Below are 24,464 nucleotides of genomic sequence, written 5' to 3'. Positions count from 1 at the left end.
CGAGCGAGGGGCGTCAGTCCACCTCGGCCAGCGACTGGGCGAACTGGGCGGCGTAGAGCCGGGCATAGGCCCCACCGGCCGCCAACAGCTCCTCGTGCGTGCCCTGTTCGACGATGGATCCGTTCTCCATCACCAGGATCACGTCCGCGTCCCGGATCGTGGAGAGCCGGTGGGCGATCACGAACGACGTACGCCCGTGGGCCAGGCGTGCCATCGCCTTCTGGATCAGCACCTCGGTCCGGGTGTCCACCGAACTGGTCGCCTCGTCGAGGACGAGGATCACCGGGTCGGACAGGAACGCCCGCGCGATGGTGATCAGCTGCTTCTCGCCCGCGCTGACCCCGGTCCCCTCGTCGTCGATCACCGAGTCGTACCCGTCGGGCAGCGTCCGGATGAACCGGTCCGCGTGCGCCGCCCGGGCCGCCTCCTCGATCTCCTCCCGGGTGACCTCGCGCGAAGCGCCGTACGCGATGTTCTCCGCGATCGTCCCGCCGAACAGCCAGGTGTCCTGGAGGACCATCCCCAGGGAGGACCGCAGGTCGTCCCGGGACATCTTCGCCACGTCGACCCCGTCGAGCGCGATCCGCCCGCCCGTCACCTCGTAGAACCGCATCAGCAGATTGACCAGCGTCGTCTTGCCCGCCCCCGTCGGACCGACGATCGCGACGGTCTGCCCCGGCTCCACGCTCAGCGACAGGTCCTCGATCAGCGGCTTGTCGGGCTCGTAGCGGAAGGAGACCTCCTCCAGCGAGACCCGGCCCTCCAGTCGCTCCGGGCGCTCCCCGTGCTCCGGGTCCGCGTCCTGCTCCTCGGCGTCCAGCAGCTCGAAGACCCGCTCCGCCGACGCGATACCTGACTGCACCAGGTTGGCCATCGAGGCGACCTGGGTCAGCGGCATGGAGAACTGCCGCGAGTACTGGATGAACGCCTGGACGTCACCGATCGACAGGGCCCCCGAGGCGACCCGCAGCCCGCCGACCACCGCGACCAGCACATAGTTGATGTTCGAGATGAAGAACATCAGCGGCTGCATGAGCCCGCTGGCGAACTGGGCCTTGAAGCCCGCCTCGTACAGAGCCTCGTTCTGTTCGGCGAAGTCCCGAGCGGACTCCTCCTGCCGGCCGAAGACCTTCACCAGGGTGTGCCCGGTGTACATCTCCTCGACATGGGCGTTGAGCGTGCCCGTCACCCGCCACTGCTGCACGAACTGCGGCTGCGACCGCTTGCCGACCCGCGTGGCCACGACCACCGACAGCGGGACCGTCACCAGCGCGACCAGGGCCAGCAGCGGCGAGATCCAGAACATCACGACCAGCACGCCGACGATCGTCAGCAGGGAGTTGATGAGCTGGCCCATCGTCTGCTGGAGCGTCTGCGAGATGTTGTCGATGTCGTTCGTCGCCCGGCTCAGCACCTCACCGCGCTTGGCCCGGTCGAAGTACGACAGCGGCAGCCGCGCCAGCTTCGTCTGCAGGTCCTCGCGCAGCTGGAACACGATCCGGTTGATCACCCGGATCGACAGGCGGGTCGCCACCAGCATCAGCAGCCCGGCCCCGACGTACACCACCAGGGCGGTCAGCAGGACGTTCCCCACCGCGCCGAAGTCGATTCCCTCACCGGGGGTGAAGTCCACGCCCGACAGCATGTCGGCCATCGACCCGCGGCCGTTCTCCCGCAGCCCCTCGATCGCCTGCGCCTTCGTCGTGCCCTCGGCCATGTCCCGCCCGACGACACCGGCGAAGACCAGGTCGGTCGCCCTGCCCAGGATCTTCGGCCCGGCCACCGACAGCGCGACGCTCACCGCCACCGCGCCCAGCATCAGCCAGAGGAAGGTCTTCTCCCGCCCGAACCGCTTCAGCAGCCGCTTGCTCGACCCCTTGAAGTCCATCGACCGGTCGGTGGGCGCGCCCCCGGCCATCATCCGTCCGCCCGGACCGGCCATTACGCGGCCTCCGCTTCCGTCAGCTGGGAGAGCACGATCTCCCGGTACGTTTCATTGCCGTCCATCAGCTCGTGATGGGTGCCGGTGCCCACGAGCCGGCCCTCGTCCAGCACCAGGATCCGGTCCGCGTCACGGATGGTGGACACCCGCTGTGCCACGATCACCACGGTCGCCCCGGCCGTCTCCCGGCCCAGCGCCGCCCGCAGCGCCGCGTCGGTCGCGTAGTCCAGCGCGGAGAACGAGTCGTCGAAGAGGTAGATCTCCGGGCGCTGCACCAGGGTCCGCGCGATCGCGAGCCGCTGCCGCTGACCGCCGGACACATTGGTGCCGCCCTGCGCGATCGGCGCGTCGAGCCCGTGCTCCAGCGCCTCCACGAACCCCTTCGCCTGCGCCACCTCCAGCGCGTGCCACAGCTCCTCGTCGGTGGCGTCCGGATTCCCGTACCGCAGGTTCGTCGCCACCGTCCCCGAGAAGAGGTACGGCTTCTGCGGCACCAGGGACACCGTCTTCGCCAGCAGCGCCGGATCCAGCGTCCGCACGTCCTCGCCGTCGACCAGCACCTCGCCGTCCGTCACGTCGAACAGCCGGGGTACCAGCCCGAGCAGCGTGGACTTCCCACTGCCCGTCGACCCGATGACCGCGGTGGTCTCGCCCGGCCGGGCCACCAGATCCACGGCCCGCAGCACCGGCTCCTCAGCACCCGGGTACCGGAACTCCGCGCCCCGCACCTCCAGATGCCCGTGCCGCCGCAGCTCCGTGACCGGGGCGAGGGGCGGCACGACACTCGACTGGGTCCCGAGGACCTCCTCGATGCGCTCGGCGCACACCTCGGCGCGCGGCACCATCATGAACATGAAGGTGGCCATCATCACGGCCATCACGATCTGCATCAGATAGGCGAGGAACGCGGTCAGCGCACCGATCTGCATCCCGCCGCTGTCGATCCGGTGCGCGCCGAACCACACCACCGCGATCGACGACAGGTTCACCACCGTCATCACGGTCGGGAACATCAGCGCCATCAGCCGCCCGGTCGCCACCGAGACATCGGTCAGCTCGGTGTTCGCGTGCCGGAAGCGCTTCTCCTCGTACCCGTCCCGGACGAACGCCCGGATGACCCGGTTGCCGGTGATCTGCTCGCGCAGCACCCGGTTCACGCTGTCCAGCCGCTCCTGCATGGTGCGGAACAGCGGTCCCATCTTCCGCACGATGAGGCCGACCGAGACGCCGAGCACCGGCACGACGGCCAGCAGCACGGCGGAGAGCGGCACGTCGAGGCCGAGCGCCATGATGATCCCGCCGACGCACATGATCGGGGCCGACACCATGAGCGTGAACGACAGCAGCACAAGCATCTGGACCTGCTGGACGTCGTTGGTGGTCCGGGTGATCAGCGAGGGCGCCCCGAAGCGCCCCAGCTCCCGGGCGGAGAAGGACTGCACCCGGTCGAAGACGGCGGCCCGCACATCACGCCCGAGGGCGGAGGCGGTACGGGCCCCGTAGTACACGGCCCCCACGTTGCACAGGACCTGCAGAACGCTGACGGCGATCATGAGACCGCCGAACTCCAGGATGTAGCCGGTGTCACCGCTGACGACACCGTTGTCGATGATGTCGGCGTTCAGGCTGGGCAGATACAAGGTGGCGCAGGTCTGGAGCAGTTGGAGGAACACCAGCAGCACGATGGGTTTCTTGTACGGGCCCAGATGGGCCCGCAGGAGTTTTATGAGCACGCGGGGTCTCTCGGAATCGGCGGCAGGCAGAGGCCGACCCAGTTTCGCGTACGCCGTACTCCACGGGCGAACCGTTTTCCTCAAGCCCGGGTCAAACCTGGAGCCCGGGGGGAGACCCCCGCGCTCGGGCTCACGCCGTCGCCCGGCCGTGCGCCGGACACACTCCGGTGTCACGGCTCCGCCCGGTGCGGCGGGTGCGCGCCGTTGGGCGAACGAGGCGCTACGCCGGGTGCCGGCCGCCGAAGGCGCCGGGGTGGATCTGGTCCCGGGTCGCCGCGTACTGCTGCCGCACCGCCCCGCCCACCGCCAGCTCGCCGCCGGGCTCCAGCACCTGGGCCGCCGCGCCCTGCCAGGGCGGGGGAGTGCGCGGGTCGAGGGAGCCCTGCGAGACCCCGAGCGCCCACGCCGCCTGCCGGGCCGCGCCGATCGCCGCGTACTGCGCGGGCTGCGGCACCACGACCTGGGTGCCGAACACCGCCGGAGCCAGCGCCTGGACGGCCGGGAGTTCAGCGGCGGCCCCCAGGAGGAACACCCGCCGCACCTCGACGCCCCGCCCGCGCAGCACGTCCAAAGCATCGGCGAGCGAGCACAGCATGCCCTCGAAGGAGGCGCGCGCCAGGTGCTCCGGCTTCATCGACTCACGCCGCAGCCCGCAGAGGGTGCCGGCGGTGTGGGGAAGCTGAGGGGTGCGCTCGCCCTCCAGATAGGGGAGCAGGACGAGCCCGGAGGCGCCGGGCGTCGACTTCAAGGCGAGCGAGGACAGCTCCTCCAACCCGTCCAGGCCCAGCATCTCGGCGGTGCCGCGCAGGGCGCGTACGGCGTTGGAGAGGTGAACGACCGGCAGATGCATGCCGGTGGCGTCGGCGAACGAGGTGATCATCCCGCTCGAATCGGCGAGCGCCTCGTGGTGCACCGCCATCACGGACCCGGATGCGCCCAGCGACACCACCGCGTCGCCCACCGCGACCCCGAGCCCGAAGGCCGCGGCCATGGTCTCGCCGGTGCCCGCGGAGATCAGCAGCCCCTCCGGGGTCGTCCCGGCGGAGTCGGCGGGCCCGAGCACCTCAGGCAGCGCGGCGGAGTGCCCGAGGGCCAGCTCGACCAGATCGGGCCGGTAGGAGGCGGACCCGGCCGACCAGTACCCGGTGCCCGAGGCCGCGCCCCGGTCCGTGGTCCGCCGGGCGGGCCGGCCGAGCAACTGCCACACCAGCCAGTCGTGAGGCTGGAGTACGGCGGCCACCCGCTGGGCGTTCTCCGCCTCGGTCCGCGCCAGCCACCGCAGCTTCGCCACCGGCTGCGCGGCGCTCGGCACGGCCCCGACGGCTTCGGCCCAGGCCTGCCGCCCGCCCAGCCCGTCGATGAGATCGGCCGCGGCGACCTGGGCCCGCCGGTCGTTGCCGAGCAGGGCCGGGCGTACGAGATTGCCCTGCTGGTCCAGGGGGACGAGCCCGTGCTGCTGCGCGGAGACCCCGATGGCCTGCACACCTTCGAGCAGCCCGCCGGAGGCCGCCTCGCCGAGCGAGAGCAGCCAGGCCTGCGGATCGACCTCGGTGGCCTTGGCCTCGACCGGATGGGCGGCGTACCCCTCCCGGAGCACGGCGCCCGAATCCGTATCGCAGACGACGATGTGAGTGAAGGCGGAAGAACTGTCCAGCCCCGCGACTATGCCCATACGGAGATTCTGCCGCACCGCTGGACCATCCCGTAACTCACCGGCGCCCCACGGGCACCTAGGTGTTGGTCGTCCCCCAGTCGTCCTCGAAGCCGTTCTGGCTGCTGCGGTCCCGCAGCGACCGGACCCGCTCGGCGACCGAGGCGGGCACCTTGTCCCCGACCTTGTCGCTGACCGAGTGGTACGCCTTGCCGGCGATGTCCCGCCCGCTGTGGGCGGCGCTCTCGGCGGCGTTGCGCACCGCGGGGTTCTCCGCGAACCGCTGGGCCGACTTCTTCAACTGCTCGTAACGCTCGCGCCCGGCTCGCGTGCCGAGCACGTAACCGAGGGCCACTCCGGCGATGAACGTGAGCCGGTACCGCATGGCTGCCACCCTTCCTACGCTTGGTGCGACGTGTGCAGCCCGCCTACCCGCGAGCACCCGAGATCACCCCGGGCGATACCGATTGGCGGAGCACCCCACTGCTTGCGCTAATGTATGTGTCGCAGCGAACGCGCGCCGCTCGGCAGCCGCCAGGCAGGTACGATTTCGAAGCAACGCAGCAATCCCCTGTAGCTCAATTGGCAGAGCAGCCGGCTGTTAACCGGCAGGTTACTGGTTCGAGTCCAGTCGGGGGAGCGCGATCCCCTGTAGCTCAATTGGCAGAGCATTCGGCTGTTAACCGGAGGGTTACTGGTTCGAGTCCAGTCGGGGGAGCAGTACGGGAGAGGACCCTTCGGGGTCCTCTTTCGCGTCCACGCCCTCCTCCCTTCCGGGCGCTGGACGGGGCCTCGGTGTGACTCTTTCGGGTCTCCTCGATCTTCCCCGCAACCGGGCAGCACGCAGCGACGTCCTCAAGATCAGGTGAAGTCGGCCAACCGAAGCGAGAGATCGTATGACCGGCTATGCTGCGGCAGACGGTGCGCACACTTGTACGCGCCACGCCGAAACGGGGCGGTAGCTCAGCCGGTTAGAGCAGCGGACTCATAATCCGTCGGCCGTGGGTTCGAGTCCCACCCGCCCCACCGAGCGTCCCCAGGCAGAATCGTTCTGGCCTGGGGAAACGCTGATTTGCGGCGGTTTTCCGTGCGGTACTGGCCGCGCGCCGTGCGGTAGAGACCCGCCACCGCGGCGTGTCAGGGGCTTCAGACGCGTCTGACCTGGTGTTTTAAGTGAGTCGTCATTGTCGAGATGACTTCGGGGCGTTTCTCAAGGCTGGTCATAGCTCGGGCACCTGAGTCGGGTCGGGACTGAGGCGTTCGCCGCGTACATCGAAGATGAGCAGGTTGCGTACGTCGATGAGCAGAGGGATGCGCTGCCCCCTTCGATGACGGGCACCGGGTTTGTCGCGTATGACGAGTTCCCCGATGCCTTGGCGGGCAGGGGGCCGCGACGGAGGCTGTGGGTCTCGGGGGAGTGTGAGGCGGCGGTCGAGGAGTCCGGCGCGGCGGCGGAGGTGCCGCAGGAAGTCGGCGGCGCTTCTGGGAGCCGGGTCGTGGGGGGTGTGGTCAGGGAGTTGGGCCGGCACGTCGGCTTGTTGTCCGCCGAGTGAGAGGTGGAGCAGCGCTTCGTGGCCTTGGAACTCGGTGTGCTCGACCACCCCGGTCGTGGCTCGCTCGAAGGCAGCGGCGTGTGTCTGGTCGGCGATGCGGATGGCTTCGGGACGCAGGCCGATGAGAAGCGGCTGTCCCTGGACTACGCGGAGCATCTGGTGGTCGTGGGTGAGCGGGTAGGACAGGGTGATTTTCTGGGCCCCGAGGTTGAGCGCCATGACGCCGTCGGCGGGGGCGTACACCGTGCCGTGCAGCAGGTTGATCCTCGGTGTGCCGACGAAGGTGGCGACGAAGGCGTTGGCGGGCAGTGCGTAGAGGTTGTGGGGGGTGTCGACCTGCTGGAGGATCCCGTCGCGCATGACGGCGACCCGGTCGCCCAGTGCCATGGCTTCGGCCTGGTCGTGCGTGACGTAGAGGGTCGTCGCACCGGTGCTCCGGGTGACCGCTAGCAGTTCGGTGCGCAGGCGGGCACGCAGGCGGGTGTCGAGGCCGGAGAGCGGTTCGTCCATCAGGAAGACCGAGGGGCGCCGGACCACGGCGCGGCCCATGGCGACACGCTGGCGCTCGCCGCCGGAGAGTCGGCCCGGGGTCTGGTCCAGGAGGTGGCCCATGCCCAGCGTCCGGGCAACGGACTGCACGCGGGCACTCACCTGGTCGGGGTCCTGCTTCTGGACCGCGAGGGGAAAGCCGATGTTCTGCGCCGCGGTCATGTGGGGGTAGAGCGCGAAACTCTGGAAGATCATCGCGATGTCGCGGTCGCTGGGCTGGAGATCGTTGGCGATCTCGCCGTCGAGGTGCAGCTCGCCCCCGCTGATCGTTTCCAGACCGGCGATCATGCGCAGCAGGGTGGACTTGCCGCATCCGGAGGGCCCGAGCAGGACGAGGAACTCCCCGTCCTGGACGGTCAGGGAGACCTGGCGCACGGCCCTCTGCCCGTTGGGGTAGGTCTTTGCGAGGTCGTGAAGGGTGATGGTGCTGCCCACGGGTGCTCCTGGTGCGAGTCGCGCTTGGCGGGATGAGAGGGCTGGCCGGTCAGGGGGTGAGTTCGTCGGCGGTGATGTGGAGGCAGGCGGCTACCAGGATGATGTTCTTGATGACGTACTGGCCTTCGAGGGTGGGAACGGCCGCAGCGTGCCAGGCGGCGTCCGGCAGCACGAACAGGGAGAGAAAGACTCCAGCCATGTGGAGGAAGAACGCTGCCAGGGCCCAGCGCAGGAGGAAGCCGGTCAGGAGCGCGAGTCCGATGCCCGTCTCCAGAACTGCGAGCAGGAGCAGGCAGACGGGGGCGGGGACGAGCCCCATGGTCATCTCGGTCATGGCCCCGATGGCGAAGCCCTCGGCCGCGCTCGCGCCGGGGAAGAACTTCAGGACGCCGAACCAGCAGAAGACCAGACCGATACAGGCGCGCAGGACGGCGGGGCTGATCCGCATGTAGCGGTGTGCGTGGGATGCGACGCGGCTTCGCAGGGACTGCCGCGGGCCCGGCAACCTGGCGGGTGCCCGGTCGGCGGGGACAGGGCCTTCGGCGGGGTGGCGGTGGTGGGAGGTGCTGGTCATCGTCGATCCTCCGCTGGAGACGACCTCGGACACAGGGTGCGGGGCGCCCTGACCGCGGCGGTTGTCGGCCGGCTCGGGGCCCTCTGGGGTTCGGAGGGGGAGGGCCCCGCGGGAGGCAGTGCCTCCTGCGGGGCCCGGTCAGCCGGCTTTGGTCAGCCGAAGTTGACGTCGCTGCACAGGAAGTACTTCTGGTCCATGTGCGATGCCTTCCAGACGGTCACCACGACGTGGCGTCCGCTGTAGCCGGAGGTGCTGACGTCCGTGACGTAGTGCGGCTGGTAGGGGTACCTGCCGGTCTTCTTCACCAGCTCGAGGTCGTCCCACCCGATCAGCTGGTACTCCGGGTTGAAGCCCTGCTTGGTGACGTAGACCTCGAGCCAGTCCGCACCGTGGCGGGCCTCGTCGTAGATGTCGACGGTGAAGTCGGAGCCGATGTCGGTCATCTTCCACGGGCCCGGGCGGTCCAGGGGCCGGTAGTTCGTCTCGCCCTGGCCGCCTGCGCTGCAGATCTCGCCGTTGGCGATGACCTGCTTGTAGTTGTCGCCGGTGTTGTTGGCGTAGACGGCCTTCCACGCGCCGATGGCGTTCGCGTTCTCGTGGTAGGTGCGGTAGCACATGGGGTCCTGGGACTCGTTGGGCTCCGTGTAGCCCCAGCGCTGCAGGCAGCCGTAGTTGCGGGTCTCGGGGGTGATGACGGTGCCGTGGGCGGAGGCCGCCGGTGCCTGGGTGACCCCGAGGAGGGCGGTGGCCAGTACGGCGGAGCTCAGCGCGACGACGCGGGACAGCGGGGCGGGTATGCGGTTCATGGTGCTCTTCCTCCGTGGGTGTGGAGATCACAGGCCGATTCCGACCCAGTGATTTAGGTGCACATGACATCCTGTGGTGCGTTCAGGCGTTGCCCGGGTGGGTGCTCACCTCCTCTCGTCGGCGCGCGGGCCGGTTCAGCAGAGCGGTCAGGGACCACCGGCCGGGGCCGAGGGCGGCGATGAGCAGGAAGGCCCAGCAGAACAGCGCGGCGCTCTCTCCGCCGTTCTGCAGCGGGAACAGTCCGTCGACCTGGTGGTGGACGAAGTAGGCGTAGGCCATGGACCCGGAGCACAGCAGAGCCGCCGGGCGGGTGCCGAGCCCGATCAGCACGAGTGCTCCGCCGGTCAGCTGGATCACCGCTGCCCACCAGCCGGGCCACTGCCCGGCGCTGGGTACCTGTCCGTGCGGGCCGCCCAGGACGTCGAAGAGGGTGGCGGCTCCGTGGGAGGCGAAGAGCAGACCGGTCACGATGCGGAAGAGGCTCAGGACGGGCTGCTCGAACCTGGCTGATGGCATGTGCGGTATGCCTTTCTGCGGGGTCGCGGGGTCGCGGGGGAGGGGAGGGGGTGCTGGGCCTGGCGGCCGGTGGCCGCCGCGATGGCGGCCACCGGCGAGCGGTGCGGCTAGGCGGTCAGGTTGAACTTCTGGCTTGCCCAGGTGCCGCAGTCCCACAGGTGGAGGCGGGCACCGTTGGCCGTGCTCTGGCCTTCGACGTCGAGGCAGCGGCCGGACTTGAGGTTCTTCAGCGTGCCGTTGGACTGGAAGGCCCACTTCTGGCTGTCCCAGCCGCCGCAGTCCCACAGGTGTGCCTTGCTGCCGTTGGCGGTGGCCCCGCCCTCGACGTCGAGGCATGCGCCGCCGGACTTGAGCTGCTGGCCGTCCAGCGTCCACGTCATCGACGCGGTGTTCGCGCAGGCCCACTGCTGGATCGCGGTGCCGTTGGCCGTTCCGGCTCCCGCGCGGTCGACGCACTTGGCGGTGGAGCCGTTGACGATCCGGCCGGAACCGGTGCCTGTGCCCGGGTCAGGGTCCGGGTTGCTGCCGCCGGGGCCCCAGGCGTTCCAGTTGTCCCAGTTCTCCGCGTCGAAGCCGAGCCGGCCGGGCTGGTCCGCCCCCCAGTTGGTGCCGGACTTGTTGATGGCGGTGCCGCCGACGGTGTAGTTCTCGAGCTTGAGACCCTTGCTCTGGGTCGTCTCGTTCCCCAGGGTGACCTTCTGGCCGGCGGTGTTGGTATAGCGCTTGAGGAGGCTGACCTGGCTGCTCGGGTCGAGGCCGTTCCAACTGTCGATCTTCAGGTTCTTGACGTGGATGTTCTCGGCGCTGGAGAGGGCGAAGACGCGGATCGCGCAGTTGGTCTGGCCTTCGACCGTGATGTTCTCGAAGGTCATGTTCTTGACCCAGGTGCTGGGGTCGCCCTTGGTGGTGGACCCCATGTCCTCCCAGTGGGAGGAGGAGTTGAGGATGCAGGTGTTGTACTTGACGTCCTTCCAGTACATCCGGTTGTGGATGACGTGGGTGTTGGTCACCCGGACGTTGTCGATGTTGCGGGGGGTCCAGCCCCACTGGATGACGGGGCCGTTCTCGTTCTTCCAGATGACGGTGTTATCGATGGTGACGTCGCTGTGGTACATCTTCAGCACGTCGTCGTTGGCGTTGAAGAACGTGTTCTTCATGGTGCTGCCGCGGTAGAGCTCGATGCCGTCGGTCTGCCAGTACCAGGAGCCGACCTGCTTGTAGTTGTCGACCCGCATCTGGAAGGTCTGCTCGTTGCCGTAGACGACGAACGAGTGGTAGGGCGGTTCGTTGATCGTCACGCCCTGCAGGTCGAGGTACTGCTGGGCGTCGGCGGACTGGAACTGGAGCATTTTCACGCAGGAGGCGTGGCAGTTCGACGCGCCGCTGAGGTGGTCGTAGTTGTTGTTGGTGTCCGCCTCGTAGACGTACTGCTCGCCGGAGAGCACGCCGTACCCGGTGACCTTGTACAGGCTCTGGTTGTCGTGGAAGAAGCGGAATGCTCCCTTCACGTAGGCGCCGGGGGCAAGGTAGACCCACTTGACGTTCGGCGGGAGCACCGCGTGGTACTTCGAGCCCATGGTGTAGGTGCCGGGGCGGAAGTAGATGATCTCCTTGTCGACGGTGTTCAGATTGGTGACCTGGCCGGGTTCGGGGTAGTGGATGCTCCCTGATGCGGCGGTGGGGATGAGCCGGTCCTTCTCCGCGCCGGTCGGCGCCGGCTCGGCGAAGATCATCATCGAGTTGCGCGGTTCGGTGTGGATGGCCCGGTGGTTGCCGCCGCCGCTGGTGGTCAGCTTGCCGGCGTCGCCGGCGGGGCCCGACATGTCGTTGTAGGCGGTGTAGAGCTGGGGGTCGAACTCGACGGAGAACCGGTAGCCCTTGCTGCTGTAGGGCACCTTGATCCGGATCGTCTTGCTGTTGACGAGCTCCTTGTCGAAGTTCAGGCTGCTCGGCTTGATCTTGACCTGGTCGGCCGAAGAGATGCTCTGGTCGGTGCGCAGGGACACGTCGACCCACGCATCGGCCGTGTACTGGAAGGAGGACCAGCTCATGGTGAGGTTCGCAGAGGCGGAGAACTCCGCCCCGTCCTCCTTGGTGTAGCCGATCTTTCCTTTGCCGCTGCGCGGGATGCTCATGTACGCGAACGAGTCGTACTTCGTCGTCGGCGCCGCGGCCGTGGCCACCTTCACGTCGTAGAAGGAGGACCGCCGCACCTTGTCACCGCCCACCGGGCTGCTGGTGTTGAACTCGTGGTTGTCGTGCCACCAGGTCTGCAGCTGCTCGCTGTTGGCGGTGTCGCCCGCCGCTCCGGCTGCCGGCGCCGCGAGTAGCGCGGCCGCGGGGACGAGCTGCCCTGCCGGAGCGGGGGCGGCCGCGGCCGGGGTGCTGGCGGGGACGACGGCTCCGGCGAGCGCCAGGGCCAGGCCGGCGGCGATGGCCGCCAGCGGATTGAGCCGTCGCAGTCTTCCTGCGGGCATGGTGATGTCCTCTCCTTGATGGATCGGGGCATGGCCCCGGGGCACCCGCCCGGGGGCGGGTACGGACACCGCTGGGACAGCTGGAACAGCTGTGTGGCGGAGTCATCGGTGCGTGCGGTCACCCGTTTCCGGGGTGTGACCGGGGTGCGGAGTGCGGCACTCGTCCTGGTCGGCGGTTCGTCTCTCTTCGGGGGAGCCTGGCTGAGGGAGTCCACGCAGGGGGTCATTCGCAGGGCCAGGAGTACAGGACACCGGTCCTGCGAGCGGAGCGAACCGGTCCTGCCCGTCCCGAGGGGTGAGGGGCTGCAGGTGTGGCGGCGGCCTCTGGCCCAACAGGCCCTGGCTCCGCCCCGGTTGCCGGTTAACTTCCCGTCATTTCTTCCCCGTGTCAATGAAATGAACAGGATTCTTCGACCCGTGGGAGCAGCGTGCGCATGGCAAGAGGTACAAAATGCGCAAATCGACTGTGAGTGTCCGGCAGGAGTGGGCCATCACGGTTGCGTAACGCGATGTTTTCTTCCTTGACGCACTTAAAGGCTGCGGGACACACTCCCGTCATCAGCAGCGACGCCGACTTCCACAGGTCGACGGCGTACCAGCCGCAGGAGGCGCGATGACGATCTCTGCAACGCTTGGCAGTGCTGGCCCCGTGCATACGGGAAGCCCTCGCCGCCCGCATCGGGTTCGATGGCGCTGAACCCGATGCAACGGCCCTGACAGACCACTAACTGGAGGCACCGCGTGATGAGCCCGTCCAAGATCCGGTTCTCGGAGCTTGTCAGTGAGCAGACCCGGGCGGAGATCTTCGCAACCGTGCTCACCGCAGGACCCATCTCGCGCACTCAGCTCGCCCAGCGCCTGGGCCTGGTGCCCTCCTCCGTCACCCGCATGCTGCCGCCGCTGCTCGAGCACGACTACCTGCGCGAGAGCGACCCGGTTACCCAGGGGCGGGGCAGGCCGCAGAAGATGCTGCACGTCAACCCCGACAAGCACGTGGTCGTCGGCATGAAGATCGGCCCCGGACGGGTCTTCGGCGTCGTCACCGACATGGCGGCCAACGTCCTGGCCCGGGACGAGGAGCCCTTGGCCGACTGCACCCCCCGGACCGCCCTGTCCGCCGCGGCCTCCCTGACCGGCAGGCTCCTCGAAGAGGCGCCCCAAGCGGCGGACAGGGTGCTCGGCCTCGGCGTCGGTGTCAGCGGCCACGTCGACTCGGCAGCCGGGATCTGCCGCTACTCCGCCCTGCTCGACTGGAACAAGGTGGACGTGGCCGGGCCCCTGCGGGAGGCGACCGGGCTGTCGGTGGTCGTCAACAACGACGTCAACACGCTGGTCGTCGCCGAACGCTGGTTCGGTGAAGGCCGCGACATCGACTCCTTCGCCGTGGTCACCGTCGGCCCCGGCATCGGCTGCGGCCTGCTCCTGGACGGCGCCCTGTTCTCCGGTGCCACCGGACTGGCGGGCGAACTCGGCCACCTGCCCCTGGACCCCTCCGGCCCCATGTGCAGCTGCGGCCGGCGAGGGTGCCTGGAAGCCCTGGCGGGCGACCGCGCCATCCTGCGCCATCTCGCAGACGGCGGGTTCCCCTGCGACACGATCACCGAAGCCATCGACCTCGCGCGAGGCGAAGCCGGGGCGGCCCGCACCGTGGCCCGATCCGCCTTCGCCGAAGCCGGCACCGCGCTCGGCAGAGGCGTGGCCGGCATGTGCAACCTGCTCAACCTGCAGAAAGTCATCCTCGCCGGCGAAGGCGCCGTCGCCTACGACCTGTTCGGCCCGCACATGAGTGAGGCGATGGAAGCCCAGGCGTTCTCCACCGCGGCCACCGACTGCGACATCCACGTCGACCCCGCCCGCCACGACCTCTGGGCCCGGGGTGCCGCCTGCCTCGTCATCCGCGACACCGTGGGCGCGGCCATCTCCTGACCGCAGCGCCCGCCGGTGCTGCGGCAACCCGCACCCGGATAAGTCACTAAAAGCAATCATGCGAACACGATGAGGTTTGACGTGCCCGAAATCGAAGCCAATCCCGCCGACGCCTGGTGGAGCGAGGCGGTGGTGTACCAGGTCTACCCCCGCAGCTTCGCCGACTCGAACGCGGACGGCATCGGCGACCTGCAAGGCATCATCGAACGGCTGGACTACCTTGCCCAGCTCGGCGTCGACGTCCTGTGGCTGTCCCCTGTCTATCCGTCCCCGCACGACGACAACGGGTACGACATCAGCGACTACCAGGACATCGACCCGCTCTTCGGAACCCTCGCGGACTTCGACCGGCTCCTGGCCGCCGTCCACGAGCGCGGCATGAAGCTCGTCATGGACCTGGTCGTCAACCACACCTCCGACGAACATCCCTGGTTCACCGCCTCCCGCGACGAAGGACCCGAGGGCGGCAAGCGGGACTGGTACATCTGGCGCCCCGCCCGCGAGGGCATGGAGCCGGGCACCCCGGGTGCGGAACCCAACAACTGGGGCTCCTTCTTCTCCGGCCCCACCTGGACCTACGACGAGGGGAGCGGCGAGTACTACCTGCACCTGTTCTCCCGCAAGCAGCCCGACCTCAACTGGGAGAACCCCACCGTGCGCCAGGCGGTCTACGCCATGATGCGCTGGTGGCTGGACCGGGGCGTCGACGGCTTCCGCATGGACGTCATCAACCTCATCTCCAAGACCCCCGGTCTTCCCGACGGCATCGTCCAGGAGGGTGCCCTGCACGGGGACGGCAGCCCCCACTACATCTGCGGCCCCCGCATCCACGAGTACCTGGCGGAGATGCACCGTGAGGTCTTCGAAGGCCACCCGCGCCGACTGCTGACCGTCGGCGAAATGCCCGGGGTCACTGTCGAGGACGCCAGGCTCTTCACCGACCCCTCCCGCCGCGAGCTCGACATGGTGTTCCAGTTCGAGCACGTCGGCCTCGACCAGGGGCCCGGCGGGAAGTTCGATGTCCGCCCGCTCAAGCTCACCGACCTCAAGGCCAGCCTCGGCCGCTGGCAGACCGGCCTCGGCGAGACCGGCTGGAACAGCCTGTACTGGAACAACCACGACCAGCCTCGGGCCGTCTCCCGCTTCGGCGACGACGGCCCCGCCTACCGCGACCGCTCCGCGAAGCTCCTCGCCACCGTGCTCCACCTGCACCGCGGCACCCCTTACGTGTACCAGGGTGAAGAGCTCGCCATGGCCAACACCCGCTTCACCTCCATCGATGACTTCCGCGACATCGAATCCCTCAACTACCACCGCGAGCAGACCGCCCACGGTGTCGACGAGGAACAGGTCCTGGCAGGGCTGCGCCACCGCAGCCGGGACAACGCCCGCACACCCATGCAGTGGGACACCTCCCAGCACGCCGGCTTCACCGCCGGCACCCCCTGGATCGCGGTGAACCCCGACCACACCCATGTCAACGCCAAGGCCCAGCTCGCCGACCCCGACTCCGTCTTCCACTACTACCGCCGCCTGATCGCCCTGCGGCACACCGAGCCCGCCCTCACCCACGGCGACTTCCACATGCTCCACCCCGACCACGAACAGCTCTACGCCTTCACCCGTCATGACGCGGCCTCCGGCACCGAACTGCTCGTCCTCGCGAACTTCGGACCGGACGACCTCACCGTCGACCTGCCCGACGGCTGGGAGAACAGCGAGACGCTCATCGCCAACGTTCCCGCCACCACCCCCCTCAGCGCCCCGCACACCCTGCAGCCCTGGGAAGCGCGCGTCCACCGCCGCAACGCCTGACCACCCCCACGGCCCCTCCAGCACCGTCTCTCTCCCCCCGCACCGCCCCGATCCGCGCACACCCAAGGAATCCTCATGACGACCATGCGCTTCCGTGCCACACGCCACACCACACGCCGGGCCCTGCTCGCCGTGTCCGCACTGGCACTCGTCGCACCCCTCGCCGCGTGCGGCGGCGGTTCCGACGCCGCAGAGGGAGACGGCAAGACCCTGCGCCTGTGGCACTACGAGCAGGAGGACGGCGCCCTCAGCAACGCCTGGGACGCCGCCATAGCCGAGTTCAAGAAGACCCACCCCGACGTGAAGGTCGTCTTCGAACGCAAGACGTTCGAGCAGATCCAGCAGAACGCGGGCATGATCCTCAACTCCGACAAGGCGCCCGACGTCATGGAGTACAACAAGGGCAACGCCACCACCGGCCTGCTGGCCAAGCAAGGGCTGCTCACCGATCTGACCGCCACCGCGAAGGAACGCGGCTGGGACAAGAAGATCAGCGAGAGCGCCTCCGTCACCGCTCGCTACGACGCCAACGGCGAAATGGGCGGTGACAAGTGGTACGGCGTCCCCAACTACGGCGAGTTCGTCCTGGCGTACTACAACGACGACCTCTTCAAGAAGCACAACATCGCCAAGCCCACCGACCTCCAGAGCTTCGAAGCGGCCCTGGCCGACTTCAAGGCCGCCGGCATCACTCCGCTCGCCAACGCCGGCAACGACCACCCCGCCGGCCACTGGCTCTACCTCCTGGCCCTGGCCAAGGCGAATGACGCCTGGGTCGACGACTACCAGCTCTACAAGGGCAAGGTCGACTTCCACGGTCCGGAGTGGACCTACGCGGTGGAGACCTACAAGGACTGGCTCGACAAGGGCTACTTCGAAAAGAAGGACGTCGGCCTCAAGGGCAGCGACATGACCGAGCAGTTCGTCTCGCAGAAGCGGCCGATCATGGTCGGCGGCAACTGGTGGTTCGGCGGCCTGACCACCGACATCACCGACTTCTCCTGGTCCACCGCCGCCTACCCCGGCAGCAAGAAGACCCTCGGCTCCGGCGGCAACCACTGGGTCGTGCCGACCAAGGCGAAGAACAAGGAGCTCGCCGAGGGCTTCATCGACATCACCATGTCGGACAGGATCCAGAAAATCCTCGGTGAAGAGGGCAACGTCCCGCTCGCCGCGAAGCCGGACTCCATCGAGAACCCCAAGTCCCGCGAGCTCATCACCGCGTTCACCACCTACCAGGACGGCAACGGGCTCGCCTTCTATCCGGACTGGCCGGCACCCGGCTACTACGACACCTGGATGGGCGCCACCCAGAACCTCATGAACGGCGGCAAGCCCCACGCCGTCCTCGACGAGCTCCAGGCCCCCTACGAGAAGTACACCGCCTCGCGGCGCTGAGGCTGACCCGCCCGAGCCCGCGCGTCAGTCCCTTCTTCCCGGGGACGGCGGCCCGCCCGCACCGGGCCGCCGTCCCGCCCCTCTTGGAGCAACAGTGAAAACCACACGTCACCCGCGGCCCACGGGGTACGCCGTCTTCCTGGCCCCCGGCCTGCTGCTGAGCCTGCTCTTCCTCGTCGTCCCGCTGGTGATGACCTTCTATTACAGCCTCACTCAGTGGCAGGGGGTCGGAGAGCCCACCTGGATCGGCTCGACAACTACACCCGCCTGTTCAGCGACGCCGACTTCTGGGCCTCGTTCCGCAACATCGCCTTCGTCATCGTCGGCATCGCCGTCGTCCCCACCCTGCTCGGCCTGTTCCTCGCCGCGCTGCTTTTCGACTACATCGGCAAGAAGCACGGAGACGGCTTCGTCAGCCTCTTCCGCTCCGGCCTCTACCTCCCCCAGGTCATCCCCGTCGCCGTCACGGGCCTGATGTGGGGCTGGATCCTCGCCCCCGAAGGCGCCGTCAACAGCGTCCTCGAAACGATCGGCCTGAACTCCCTGGCCCAGAACTGGCTCGGAGACCCCGACCTCGCCCTCTGGATGGTCCTCGCCGTCCTCGTCTGGATGCAGCTCGGCTACCCCCTGGTCCTGTTCCTGTCCGGGCTCCAGCGCATCGACCCCGAACTGTACGAAGCCGCCTCCCTCGACGGCGCCACCTGGTGGCAGCGCTTCACCCGCATCACCGTGCCCATCCTGCGGCCCGAGGTCTACGTCGTACTCGTCACCACCACCATCGCCGGCCTGAAGGTCTTCGCCCAGATCTTCGTCCTCACCGGCGGCGGACCCGGCAACTCGACCCTCGTCCCCGCGTACTTCGCCTACCAGAACTTCTTCGAGCGCGCCGACGTCGGATACGGCTCCGCCATCTCCAGCACGATCACCCTGCTCGTGCTGATCATCGCCGGAACGATGCTCACCCGCCAGGCCCGCGAGGACGGATGACCATGACCACGCACACCACTTCCACGGCACCCCCCGGCCACCGGCGCAAGCCGGTCAAGGCCGGAGCGGGCAAGGCCAACGCCACCGGCAACCGTCGCACCCCCGGCTCCTACGCCGTCCTGGCCGCCGTCGCCGTATTCGTCCTCGCGTTCCTCGCACCCTTCATCGTCATCCTGCTCAACTCGTTCAAGACCAGCGCGGACTTCCGCACCAACGGCTCCCTCTCCCTGCCCGCCCAGTGGAACTGGAGCATCATCGCCGAAGTCTGGGAACGAGTCGGCTTCACCCAGAAACTCCTCAACAGCATCCAGATCAGTCTCGGCGTCGTCCTCATCGCCGTCCTGCTCGCCCTCTTCAACGCCTACGCCATCGGCATCGGCCGCATCCGCTGGCGCACCCCCTTCCTCATCTTCTTCCTCGGCGTCAACGTCCTGCCGCAAGAGGGCCTCGTCTACCCCATCTACTACCTCTTCAAGGAGATGGGCCTCTACGACGGGAAACTCGGCTACACCATCCTCGTCGGCATCACCTACAGCGCCTTCGGCACTTACCTCCTCTCCTCCGTCTTCGCCGGCTTCCCCCGCGAACTGATCGAAGCCGCCTCCATGGACGGAGCCGGCCGCTGGACCATCCTGTGGCGCATCGTCCTGCCCATGAGCTGGCCCACCCTCTCGGTGATGTGCGTCTTCTTCTTCGTCTGGAGCTGGAACGAGTTCCTCTACCCCCTCGTCCTGCTCATCTCCAACGACAACCAGACCGTCCCCCTCGGCCTGTCCGTGATGCAGGGCCAATACACCAGCGACCCCACCGCCATGAGCGCCGCAGCCCTCCTCGGCATCGTCCCCATGGTCGTCTTCTTCCTCGTCTTCCAGCGCTCCCTCACCCGCGGCATGACCGCCGGAGCCGTCAAGTAACCCAGCCGCAACACCCCAAAGCCACCCCGGATCCGGTACGCACCGCCCCGCCGCCGGATCCGGGGTCATCCTTGCTTTGATCGTGCCCGTACGCGCTGGACAGCCTCGGCACCACCGACGCGGCCCGGCTCGACCTCCTCGACGACGCCCCGCTCGTCCGGACGTTCCTGCCCATGATCCGGAACGACTACCGCTTGAGCGAGACCTATCGGCCCTCGCCCGGCGCGGGGCTGCGGACCCCGGTCATCGTGCTGTACGGCGACCAGGACCCGGAGATCACAGCGGCCGAGGCCCAGGGGTGGCGCGAGGTTCCCGACGCCGGTTGCGCGTTCCGCACCTTCGAGGGCGGGCACTTCTACCTGGACGAACCCGGGCCGACCTACGAGGACCAGGTCGTCGGCGGCCTGGACAGCGACACCGGGGTCGTGCTCCGCGGCTATCAACCCCCTAGTACGGGATCGCGCTGCCAGGAGCCGGCCCCCGGGCCCCGGACCTCCGGGCCGCTCAGGGCCCGTTCGGCCGGCCCGAAGGGCCCTGGCTACCATCCCCTGTGACCGAATCAGCCGAACCGCGTGCACGAAGCACCCATATACTCGCCGACCTCACGCCCCTGCGGACCTCGCCCGACTACCGGCGGCTCTGGTTCGGGAACACCGTTTCCTGGATCGGCCAGGGCATGACAGCGCTGGCGGTCTCGCTCCAGGTCTACGACATCACCGGGTCCGCGTTCTCCGTCGGGCTCATCGGGTTCTGCTCCCTGGTGCCGCTCGTCGTCTTCGGGCTCTACGGCGGGGCCGTCGCCGACACCGTCGACCGGCGCAAGCTCGGACTGTTCAGCGCCGTCGGGTCGTTCGGGCTCTCCCTCGTCCTGGTGGCGGCGGCCGTCGTCGGCGTCGAGCACGTCGGGCTGCTGTACGCGATCGTCGCCCTCCAGGCCGTCTGCTTCGCCCTCAACGCCCCGGCCCGCTCCTCGATGATCGCCCGGCTGCTGCCGGCCGGACAACTGCCCGCCGCCAACGCGCTGACGACCATGACCAGTACGACGGGCACCCTCGTCGGCCCGATGCTGGGCGGCCTGATCGTCGGCTGGTGGGGCTACCGGGCCGCGTACACCGTGGACGCCCTCTGCTTCACCGCCTCCCTGTACGCGATGTGGCGCATGCCCTCGATGCTGCCCGACCGCAAGGACGGCGAAGCGGGCAAGCGGGCCTCCGTCCTGGACGGGCTGAGGTTCCTCGGGACCCGGCCGAACCTGCGGATGACCTTCTTCACCGACCTGTGCGCCATGGTCCTCGCCCACCCCCGCGCCCTGTTCCCGGCCGTCGCCGTCCTCTGGTACGGGGGCGACGCGCGGACCACCGGCCTGCTCGTCGCCGCCCCGGCCCTCGGAGCGCTGCTGGGCGGGGTGTTCTCCGGCTGGCTCGGCCGGATCCGACGGCACGGACTGGCGATCCTGCTGGCGGTCGGCTCCTGGGGCACCGCCGTCGCCGTCTTCGGACTCACCCGCAACCTCTGGCTCGGGCTGCTGTTCCTGGCCCTCGCCGGCTGCGCCGACACCGTCTCCATGGTCTTCCGCAACACGATGCTCCAGGCGGCCGTGCCCGACGAACTGCGCGGCCGCCTCCAGGGCGTCTTCATCGTCGTCGTGGCGGGCGGCCCCCGCCTCGGCGACTTCCTGGCCGGCTCGGTGGCGGACCTCGCCTCGCCCACCGTCGCCGTCACCGGTGGCGGCATCCTGTGCGTGACCGGGGTGACCCTGCTCGCGCTGAAGTGGCGTGCCTTCGCCCGCTACGACGCCCGCGATCCGCAGCCGTAGCGGACGGAGGACCGGCAGGCCGTGTGCCCGCCGTCCACCGCCGGCGCGGTGCCGGTGATCCACCGCGCGTCCGGACCCGCCAGGAAGGCCACCGCGTTCGCCATGGCCACGCCGGCCCCGCAGCCGTGAACGGGGCCCGGGCCTACCGGACGATCGAGCGGGCGATGCCCAGATCCACGAGGTCCTGCGGGCGCAGCCGCAGCTGGTCGGCGGTGGCACCCGTCTGCGACGGCGGTCGCTTGAGGATCGCGGCGGCCAGTTCCGGGGCGATGACGGAGAAGTAACTGTCCACCGTGACATGGGTGTTGTCCGGTGCCGCGAGTGCCAGCGCCCCGCCCGAGCCGCCCTCGCCGATCACCAGCGTCGTCACCGGCACCCGGGCCGCCGCGATCGCCGCGAAGGTGTCCGCGATGGCCGCGCCCGCGCCCGCCCGCTCCGCCTCGGCGTCGTTGGCCGCGCCCGGGGTGTCGACGAGGGTCAGGACGGGGACGCCGAGCCGGTCCGCCAGCCGGATCGTCCGGGCCGCCGCACGGTATCCGGCCGGGCGGGTCGGCGTACCGCACTGGGCGACGTACGCCACGGGCCGCCCGTCGGCGCGCAGCCCGAAGCCGCAGAGCAGCCCGGGGTCCGTGGCGCCGGAGCGGTCCCCGTGGAGGGGGAGCCGTAGGGCGAGGCAGTCGGCCAGATACGCCTCGGCGCGCGGCCGTCGCGGATCGCGGGCCCGCGCCACCGCCTCCCGCCCGGTCTCGGGAAGCGGGGCCGCCGACGGCGTACCGGCTTCCGATCCCCTACCGGCTCCGGCCGCCGACAGCGCGCGGGGCACCGGCGCGGCCGGCAGACCTTCGTGCGGTCCCAGCGCGCGCAGCCACTGCGTCACCGTGGCGGTCAGCTCGTCGGCCGGGACGACCGCGTCCACCTGGCCCGCCGCGAACTGGCCCTCGGCGCTGTAGGCGTACGGATCGGCGTCCGGCGGCCGTACCCGGGAGCCGGCGAAGCCCACCTGCGCACCCGGCAGCGCCAGCACCACGTCCGCGCCCGCCCCCACCGTGGCCCAGCCGCCGCCGGTCGTCGGGTCGCGGACCACCGCGATCTGCGGGAGCCCGGCCGCGCGCAGCCGCGTGGAGGCGGCGGCCACCCGCTGGAGCTGGGTGAGCGCGACCATGCCCTCCTGCATCCGGCTGCCGCCGGTGGCGACGAGCGCGACCAGCGGGAGGCGGCGAGTGCGGGCCAACTCGTACGCGGCCGCCAGACGGTCCCCGGTCTGCCGGCCCAACGACCCGCCCAGGAAACCGAACTCGAAGGAGAGCAGGACGCATGCGCGGTCTCCGACGACCCCGGTGCCGTACACCACGGACTCTTCCTCGCCGGTCCGGGCCGAGGCACGTTCCCGCGCCGCGTCGTACCCCGCCCAGCCGAGCGGGCCGTCCGGCGGCAGGGGGCGCGGTGGCGGGCGGTGCTCGGTGAAGGCCGCCGCACCGGTGAGCAGGGTGATCGCCTCGCGAGCCGTCGCACGGGCGGGGTTCTCGTCAGGCACGGAGGGACCTCTTCATGATCTTGCCCAGGTCGTTGCGGGGCAGCGCGTCCAGGTAGCGCACGGTGCGCGGGCGCTTGTGCGGGGCCAGCTGGGCCGCCACCCGGTCCGCCAACTCTTCGGGGGAGGGAGGTGAGCCGGGGTCCGTCGCGACCACCCAGGCCACCACCCGCTCGCCGAGGTCCGGGTCCTCCTCGCCGGTCACGGCAACTTCCCGGACCCCGGGGTGCGCGAGCAGCACGTTCTCGATCTCGCCCGCGCCGATCTTGTAGCCGCCGCTCTTGATCAGGTCGGTGGCCTTGCGGCCGACGATGGAGACGTACCCGTCCGCGTCCACCGTGCCCACGTCGCCCGTGCGGAACCAGCCGTCCGCCGTGTGCGCGGCGGCCGTGGCGTCGGGCCGGTTCAGATAGCCGGTGAACAGGTTCGGGCCGCGTACCTGGATCTCGCCGATCGCGCCCGGCTCGTCGAGCACCGCACCGTCGTCCTCCGCGAGACGCAGCTCCACCCCGGCGAGCGGCGGGCCCACCGTGCCCGGGCGCGGTACGCCGTCCGCCCGGATCCCGGTGTTCATCAGGGTCTCCGTCATGCCGTACCGCTCGATCACCCGCCGCCCGGTCGCCGCCGCGATGCGCTCGTGGTCGTGCAGGGGCAGCGCCGCCGAACCGGAGACCAGCAGCCGCGCCCCGCTCAACGCCACAGCCAGCGCGTCCCGTTCGGCAGTGTCCGCGGGCCCGTCCAGCGCCTGAGCCAGCCGGTGGTACATCGTCGGTACGCCGAACAGCATCGTGCCCCCGGAGCCCAGCTCCCGGGCCACGCCCTCGGGTGAGAACTTCCCCAGATGGCGCACGGAGCCGCCACGCCGCAGCGGGCCGAGGACGCCCAGGATCAGCCCGTGGACGTGGAACAGAGGCAGCGCGTGGACCAGGACGTCGTCGCCGGTCCACGCCCAGGCGTCCTCCAGCGCGTCCAGGGACGCGGCGACGGCCCGGCGGGGCAGGACCGCCCCTTTGGGCGGGCCGGTGGTGCCGGAGGTGTAGACGATCAGGGCGGGGTCCTCGGGCCCGGCCTCGCCGACGTCGTACTCGTCGGGACGTGCCTCGCCCGCCTTGTCGGCCTCGCCCGCCCGCGCGTCCACCGTCACTCGCCGCAGCTTCTCCAGCGCCGGGGGCAGCTCGTCGTCCGGGCCCGCCAGTACGGCCGTGGGCTCGCTGTCGCCCAGGATGTGCGTCAACTCGCGTTCGCCCGTACGAGGGTTGAGCGGCACCGCCGGAACCCCGGCCCGCAGGGCCGCCACCACCGCGATCACCGTCTCCGGCGCCGGCGTGGCCCAGAGAGCGACCCGGCCCGCGTCCGCGATCCGGGCGGCGAGGGAGTCGGCGGCCCCGGCGAGCAGGCCGTAGGTCAAGGAGAGGTCACCGAAGCGCACGGCCTCCCGGGAGGCTGCCGGGCCGGTGGGGGACTGGAGCGCGGGAAGAAGGAGGGTCACGCGGCGAAGCCTAGGGCTTCGGGGCGTGACCGCCCCGGATCCGGCTGCCGATGAGGGCAGCGTCACCCCGGGGTGGCGGCCCGGCGGAATGGCTGCACGCAGCACCCAATCGCAATTTTGACACGACCTTGACAAATTATTCTTGCGTTGTCAGCATGCAAAAAGTCGCCCGGACGGCAGCGTTGGAGCGCTCTCCGGGAGAAAGAATCCGCCTGCGCCCGGGCACCGGCGCAGTCACCGCACACCGTTCGCCTGCACGCGGAACCGCACAGCGCACGCCTGCACACCGGCACATCGCATGCCCGCACGCCGTACCGCCCCGCCGCCGGGGCCCCTACGTCGCAAAGCGCG

18 protein-coding genes and 3 tRNA genes are annotated in these 24,464 nt (G+C 69.7%); 10 read left to right on the top strand and 11 right to left on the bottom strand.

The features are described from left to right. Positions 1 to 13 precede the first annotated feature (13 nt). The 4 genes from RNL97_RS09735 to RNL97_RS09720 all read right to left on the bottom strand — a co-directional run bounded on the left by RNL97_RS09735 (position 14) and on the right by RNL97_RS09720 (position 5,711). The gene (locus RNL97_RS09735) at positions 14 to 1,942 is read right to left on the bottom strand and encodes an ABC transporter ATP-binding protein (protein WP_030577610.1); all 1,929 of its coding nucleotides are present in this window, start codon (positions 1,940 to 1,942) and stop codon (positions 14 to 16) included. Beyond that, positions 1,942 to 3,675 carry an ABC transporter ATP-binding protein gene (locus RNL97_RS09730; protein WP_313750585.1) on the bottom strand — a complete coding sequence of 578 codons (1,734 nt, stop codon included), beginning with the start codon at positions 3,673 to 3,675 and terminating at the stop codon, positions 1,942 to 1,944. Before RNL97_RS09730 ends, RNL97_RS09735 begins: the two co-directional genes overlap by 1 nt. Positions 3,676 to 3,895: 220 nt before the next feature. Beyond that, a complete protein-coding gene (locus RNL97_RS09725; protein WP_243313998.1) occupies positions 3,896 to 5,347 on the bottom strand; it encodes an FGGY family carbohydrate kinase in 1,452 nt (483 codons plus the stop codon). A gap of 58 nt (positions 5,348 to 5,405) precedes the next feature. Beyond that, positions 5,406 to 5,711, bottom strand: a complete 306-nt coding sequence (locus RNL97_RS09720; protein ID WP_030577619.1) for a YtxH domain-containing protein — start codon at positions 5,709 to 5,711, stop codon at positions 5,406 to 5,408. A gap of 182 nt (positions 5,712 to 5,893) precedes the next feature. Between RNL97_RS09720 and RNL97_RS09715 the strand changes: the two genes are divergently transcribed. The 3 genes from RNL97_RS09715 (at position 5,894) to RNL97_RS09705 (ending at position 6,352) form a co-directional block, all read left to right on the top strand. Next, positions 5,894 to 5,966 (top strand) — tRNA-Asn (locus RNL97_RS09715). Positions 5,967 to 5,971: 5 nt separating this feature from the next. Beyond that, a tRNA-Asn gene (locus tag RNL97_RS09710) sits at positions 5,972 to 6,044 on the top strand. 234 nt (positions 6,045 to 6,278) lie between these two features. Continuing rightward, positions 6,279 to 6,352, top strand: a tRNA-Ile gene (locus RNL97_RS09705). Between the two features lie 194 nt (positions 6,353 to 6,546). On the opposite strand, the gene RNL97_RS09700 is transcribed toward RNL97_RS09705, so the two are convergent. The 5 genes from RNL97_RS09700 to RNL97_RS09680 form a co-directional block, all read right to left on the bottom strand. Continuing rightward, positions 6,547 to 7,863, bottom strand: a complete 1,317-nt coding sequence (locus tag RNL97_RS09700; RefSeq protein WP_313750584.1) for an ABC transporter ATP-binding protein — start codon at positions 7,861 to 7,863, stop codon at positions 6,547 to 6,549. A gap of 49 nt (positions 7,864 to 7,912) precedes the next feature. Further along, the gene (locus RNL97_RS09695; protein WP_030577623.1) at positions 7,913 to 8,437 is read right to left on the bottom strand and encodes a DoxX family protein; all 525 of its coding nucleotides are present in this window, start codon (positions 8,435 to 8,437) and stop codon (positions 7,913 to 7,915) included. A 152-nt stretch (positions 8,438 to 8,589) separates the two neighbouring features. Continuing rightward, complete coding sequence (locus RNL97_RS09690) at positions 8,590 to 9,243, bottom strand: lytic polysaccharide monooxygenase auxiliary activity family 9 protein (protein WP_030577627.1); 654 nt, start codon at positions 9,241 to 9,243, stop codon at positions 8,590 to 8,592. An 82-nt stretch (positions 9,244 to 9,325) separates the two neighbouring features. After that, positions 9,326 to 9,760 carry a DoxX family protein gene (locus tag RNL97_RS09685; protein WP_030577630.1) on the bottom strand — a complete coding sequence of 145 codons (435 nt, stop codon included), beginning with the start codon at positions 9,758 to 9,760 and terminating at the stop codon, positions 9,326 to 9,328. A gap of 107 nt (positions 9,761 to 9,867) precedes the next feature. Beyond that, positions 9,868 to 12,237 (bottom strand): family 49 glycosyl hydrolase, encoded by a 2,370-nt coding sequence (locus tag RNL97_RS09680; RefSeq protein ID WP_078651947.1) that lies wholly within the window; start codon positions 12,235 to 12,237, stop codon positions 9,868 to 9,870. A gap of 744 nt (positions 12,238 to 12,981) precedes the next feature. Here RNL97_RS09680 and RNL97_RS09675 point away from each other — a divergent pair. The 7 genes from RNL97_RS09675 to RNL97_RS09645 all read left to right on the top strand — a co-directional run bounded on the left by RNL97_RS09675 (position 12,982) and on the right by RNL97_RS09645 (position 21,093). Then, complete coding sequence (locus RNL97_RS09675; protein ID WP_032764895.1) at positions 12,982 to 14,163, top strand: ROK family transcriptional regulator; 1,182 nt, start codon at positions 12,982 to 12,984, stop codon at positions 14,161 to 14,163. Between the two features lie 81 nt (positions 14,164 to 14,244). Continuing rightward, entirely contained in the window at positions 14,245 to 15,978 is a 1,734-nt protein-coding gene (locus tag RNL97_RS09670; RefSeq protein ID WP_030577637.1) for an alpha-glucosidase, read from the top strand. Between the two features lie 75 nt (positions 15,979 to 16,053). Next, complete coding sequence (locus RNL97_RS09665) at positions 16,054 to 17,376, top strand: ABC transporter substrate-binding protein (RefSeq protein ID WP_313750583.1); 1,323 nt, start codon at positions 16,054 to 16,056, stop codon at positions 17,374 to 17,376. Between the two features lie 216 nt (positions 17,377 to 17,592). Further along, positions 17,593 to 18,363, top strand: coding sequence for a carbohydrate ABC transporter permease (locus RNL97_RS09660; protein ID WP_313750581.1), 771 nt, complete (start codon positions 17,593 to 17,595; stop codon positions 18,361 to 18,363). Between the two features lie 2 nt (positions 18,364 to 18,365). After that, complete coding sequence (locus RNL97_RS09655) at positions 18,366 to 19,277, top strand: carbohydrate ABC transporter permease (RefSeq protein ID WP_078651948.1); 912 nt, start codon at positions 18,366 to 18,368, stop codon at positions 19,275 to 19,277. Between the two features lie 95 nt (positions 19,278 to 19,372). Beyond that, entirely contained in the window at positions 19,373 to 19,831 is a 459-nt protein-coding gene (locus RNL97_RS09650; RefSeq protein WP_313751616.1) for a thioesterase II family protein, read from the top strand. Then, the gene (locus tag RNL97_RS09645; protein WP_030577648.1) at positions 19,828 to 21,093 is read left to right on the top strand and encodes an MFS transporter; all 1,266 of its coding nucleotides are present in this window, start codon (positions 19,828 to 19,830) and stop codon (positions 21,091 to 21,093) included. The genes RNL97_RS09650 and RNL97_RS09645 overlap by 4 nt, the downstream gene beginning before the upstream one ends. Positions 21,094 to 21,235: 142 nt before the next feature. On the opposite strand, the gene RNL97_RS09640 is transcribed toward RNL97_RS09645, so the two are convergent. Beyond that, positions 21,236 to 22,627: a carboxyl transferase domain-containing protein gene (locus RNL97_RS09640; RefSeq protein ID WP_030577651.1), complete on the bottom strand. Its 1,392-nt coding sequence runs from the start codon at positions 22,625 to 22,627 to the stop codon at positions 21,236 to 21,238. Further along, a complete protein-coding gene (locus tag RNL97_RS09635) occupies positions 22,620 to 24,113 on the bottom strand; it encodes an acyl-CoA synthetase (RefSeq protein ID WP_030577654.1) in 1,494 nt (497 codons plus the stop codon). Before RNL97_RS09635 ends, RNL97_RS09640 begins: the two co-directional genes overlap by 8 nt. Positions 24,114 to 24,464 lie beyond the last annotated feature (351 nt).

This window comes from Streptomyces parvus (genome assembly GCF_032121415.1).
Lineage (GTDB): Bacteria > Actinomycetota > Actinomycetes > Streptomycetales > Streptomycetaceae > Streptomyces > Streptomyces globisporus_A.
Note: the sequence above shows the minus strand (reverse complement) of the source record. Positions and strands in the feature narration are given on the sequence as shown.

What these genes read in the sequence shown, in the direction of transcription:
- RNL97_RS09735 (WP_030577610.1), bottom strand. Translation starts at nt 1,942, where the DNA reads ATGGCCGGTCCGGGCGGACGGATGATGGCCGGGGGCGCGCCCACCGAC.
- RNL97_RS09725 (WP_243313998.1), bottom strand. Translation starts at nt 5,347, where the DNA reads ATGGGCATAGTCGCGGGGCTGGACAGTTCTTCCGCCTTCACTCACATC.
- RNL97_RS09720 (WP_030577619.1), bottom strand. Translation starts at nt 5,711, where the DNA reads ATGCGGTACCGGCTCACGTTCATCGCCGGAGTGGCCCTCGGTTACGTG.
- RNL97_RS09695 (WP_030577623.1), bottom strand. Translation starts at nt 8,437, where the DNA reads ATGACCAGCACCTCCCACCACCGCCACCCCGCCGAAGGCCCTGTCCCC.
- RNL97_RS09690 (WP_030577627.1), bottom strand. Translation starts at nt 9,243, where the DNA reads ATGAACCGCATACCCGCCCCGCTGTCCCGCGTCGTCGCGCTGAGCTCC.
- RNL97_RS09685 (WP_030577630.1), bottom strand. Translation starts at nt 9,760, where the DNA reads ATGCCATCAGCCAGGTTCGAGCAGCCCGTCCTGAGCCTCTTCCGCATC.
- RNL97_RS09680 (WP_078651947.1), bottom strand. Translation starts at nt 12,237, where the DNA reads ATGCCCGCAGGAAGACTGCGACGGCTCAATCCGCTGGCGGCCATCGCC.
- RNL97_RS09675 (WP_032764895.1), top strand. Translation starts at nt 12,982, where the DNA reads ATGAGCCCGTCCAAGATCCGGTTCTCGGAGCTTGTCAGTGAGCAGACC.
- RNL97_RS09665 (WP_313750583.1), top strand. Translation starts at nt 16,054, where the DNA reads ATGACGACCATGCGCTTCCGTGCCACACGCCACACCACACGCCGGGCC.
- RNL97_RS09655 (WP_078651948.1), top strand. Translation starts at nt 18,366, where the DNA reads ATGACCACGCACACCACTTCCACGGCACCCCCCGGCCACCGGCGCAAG.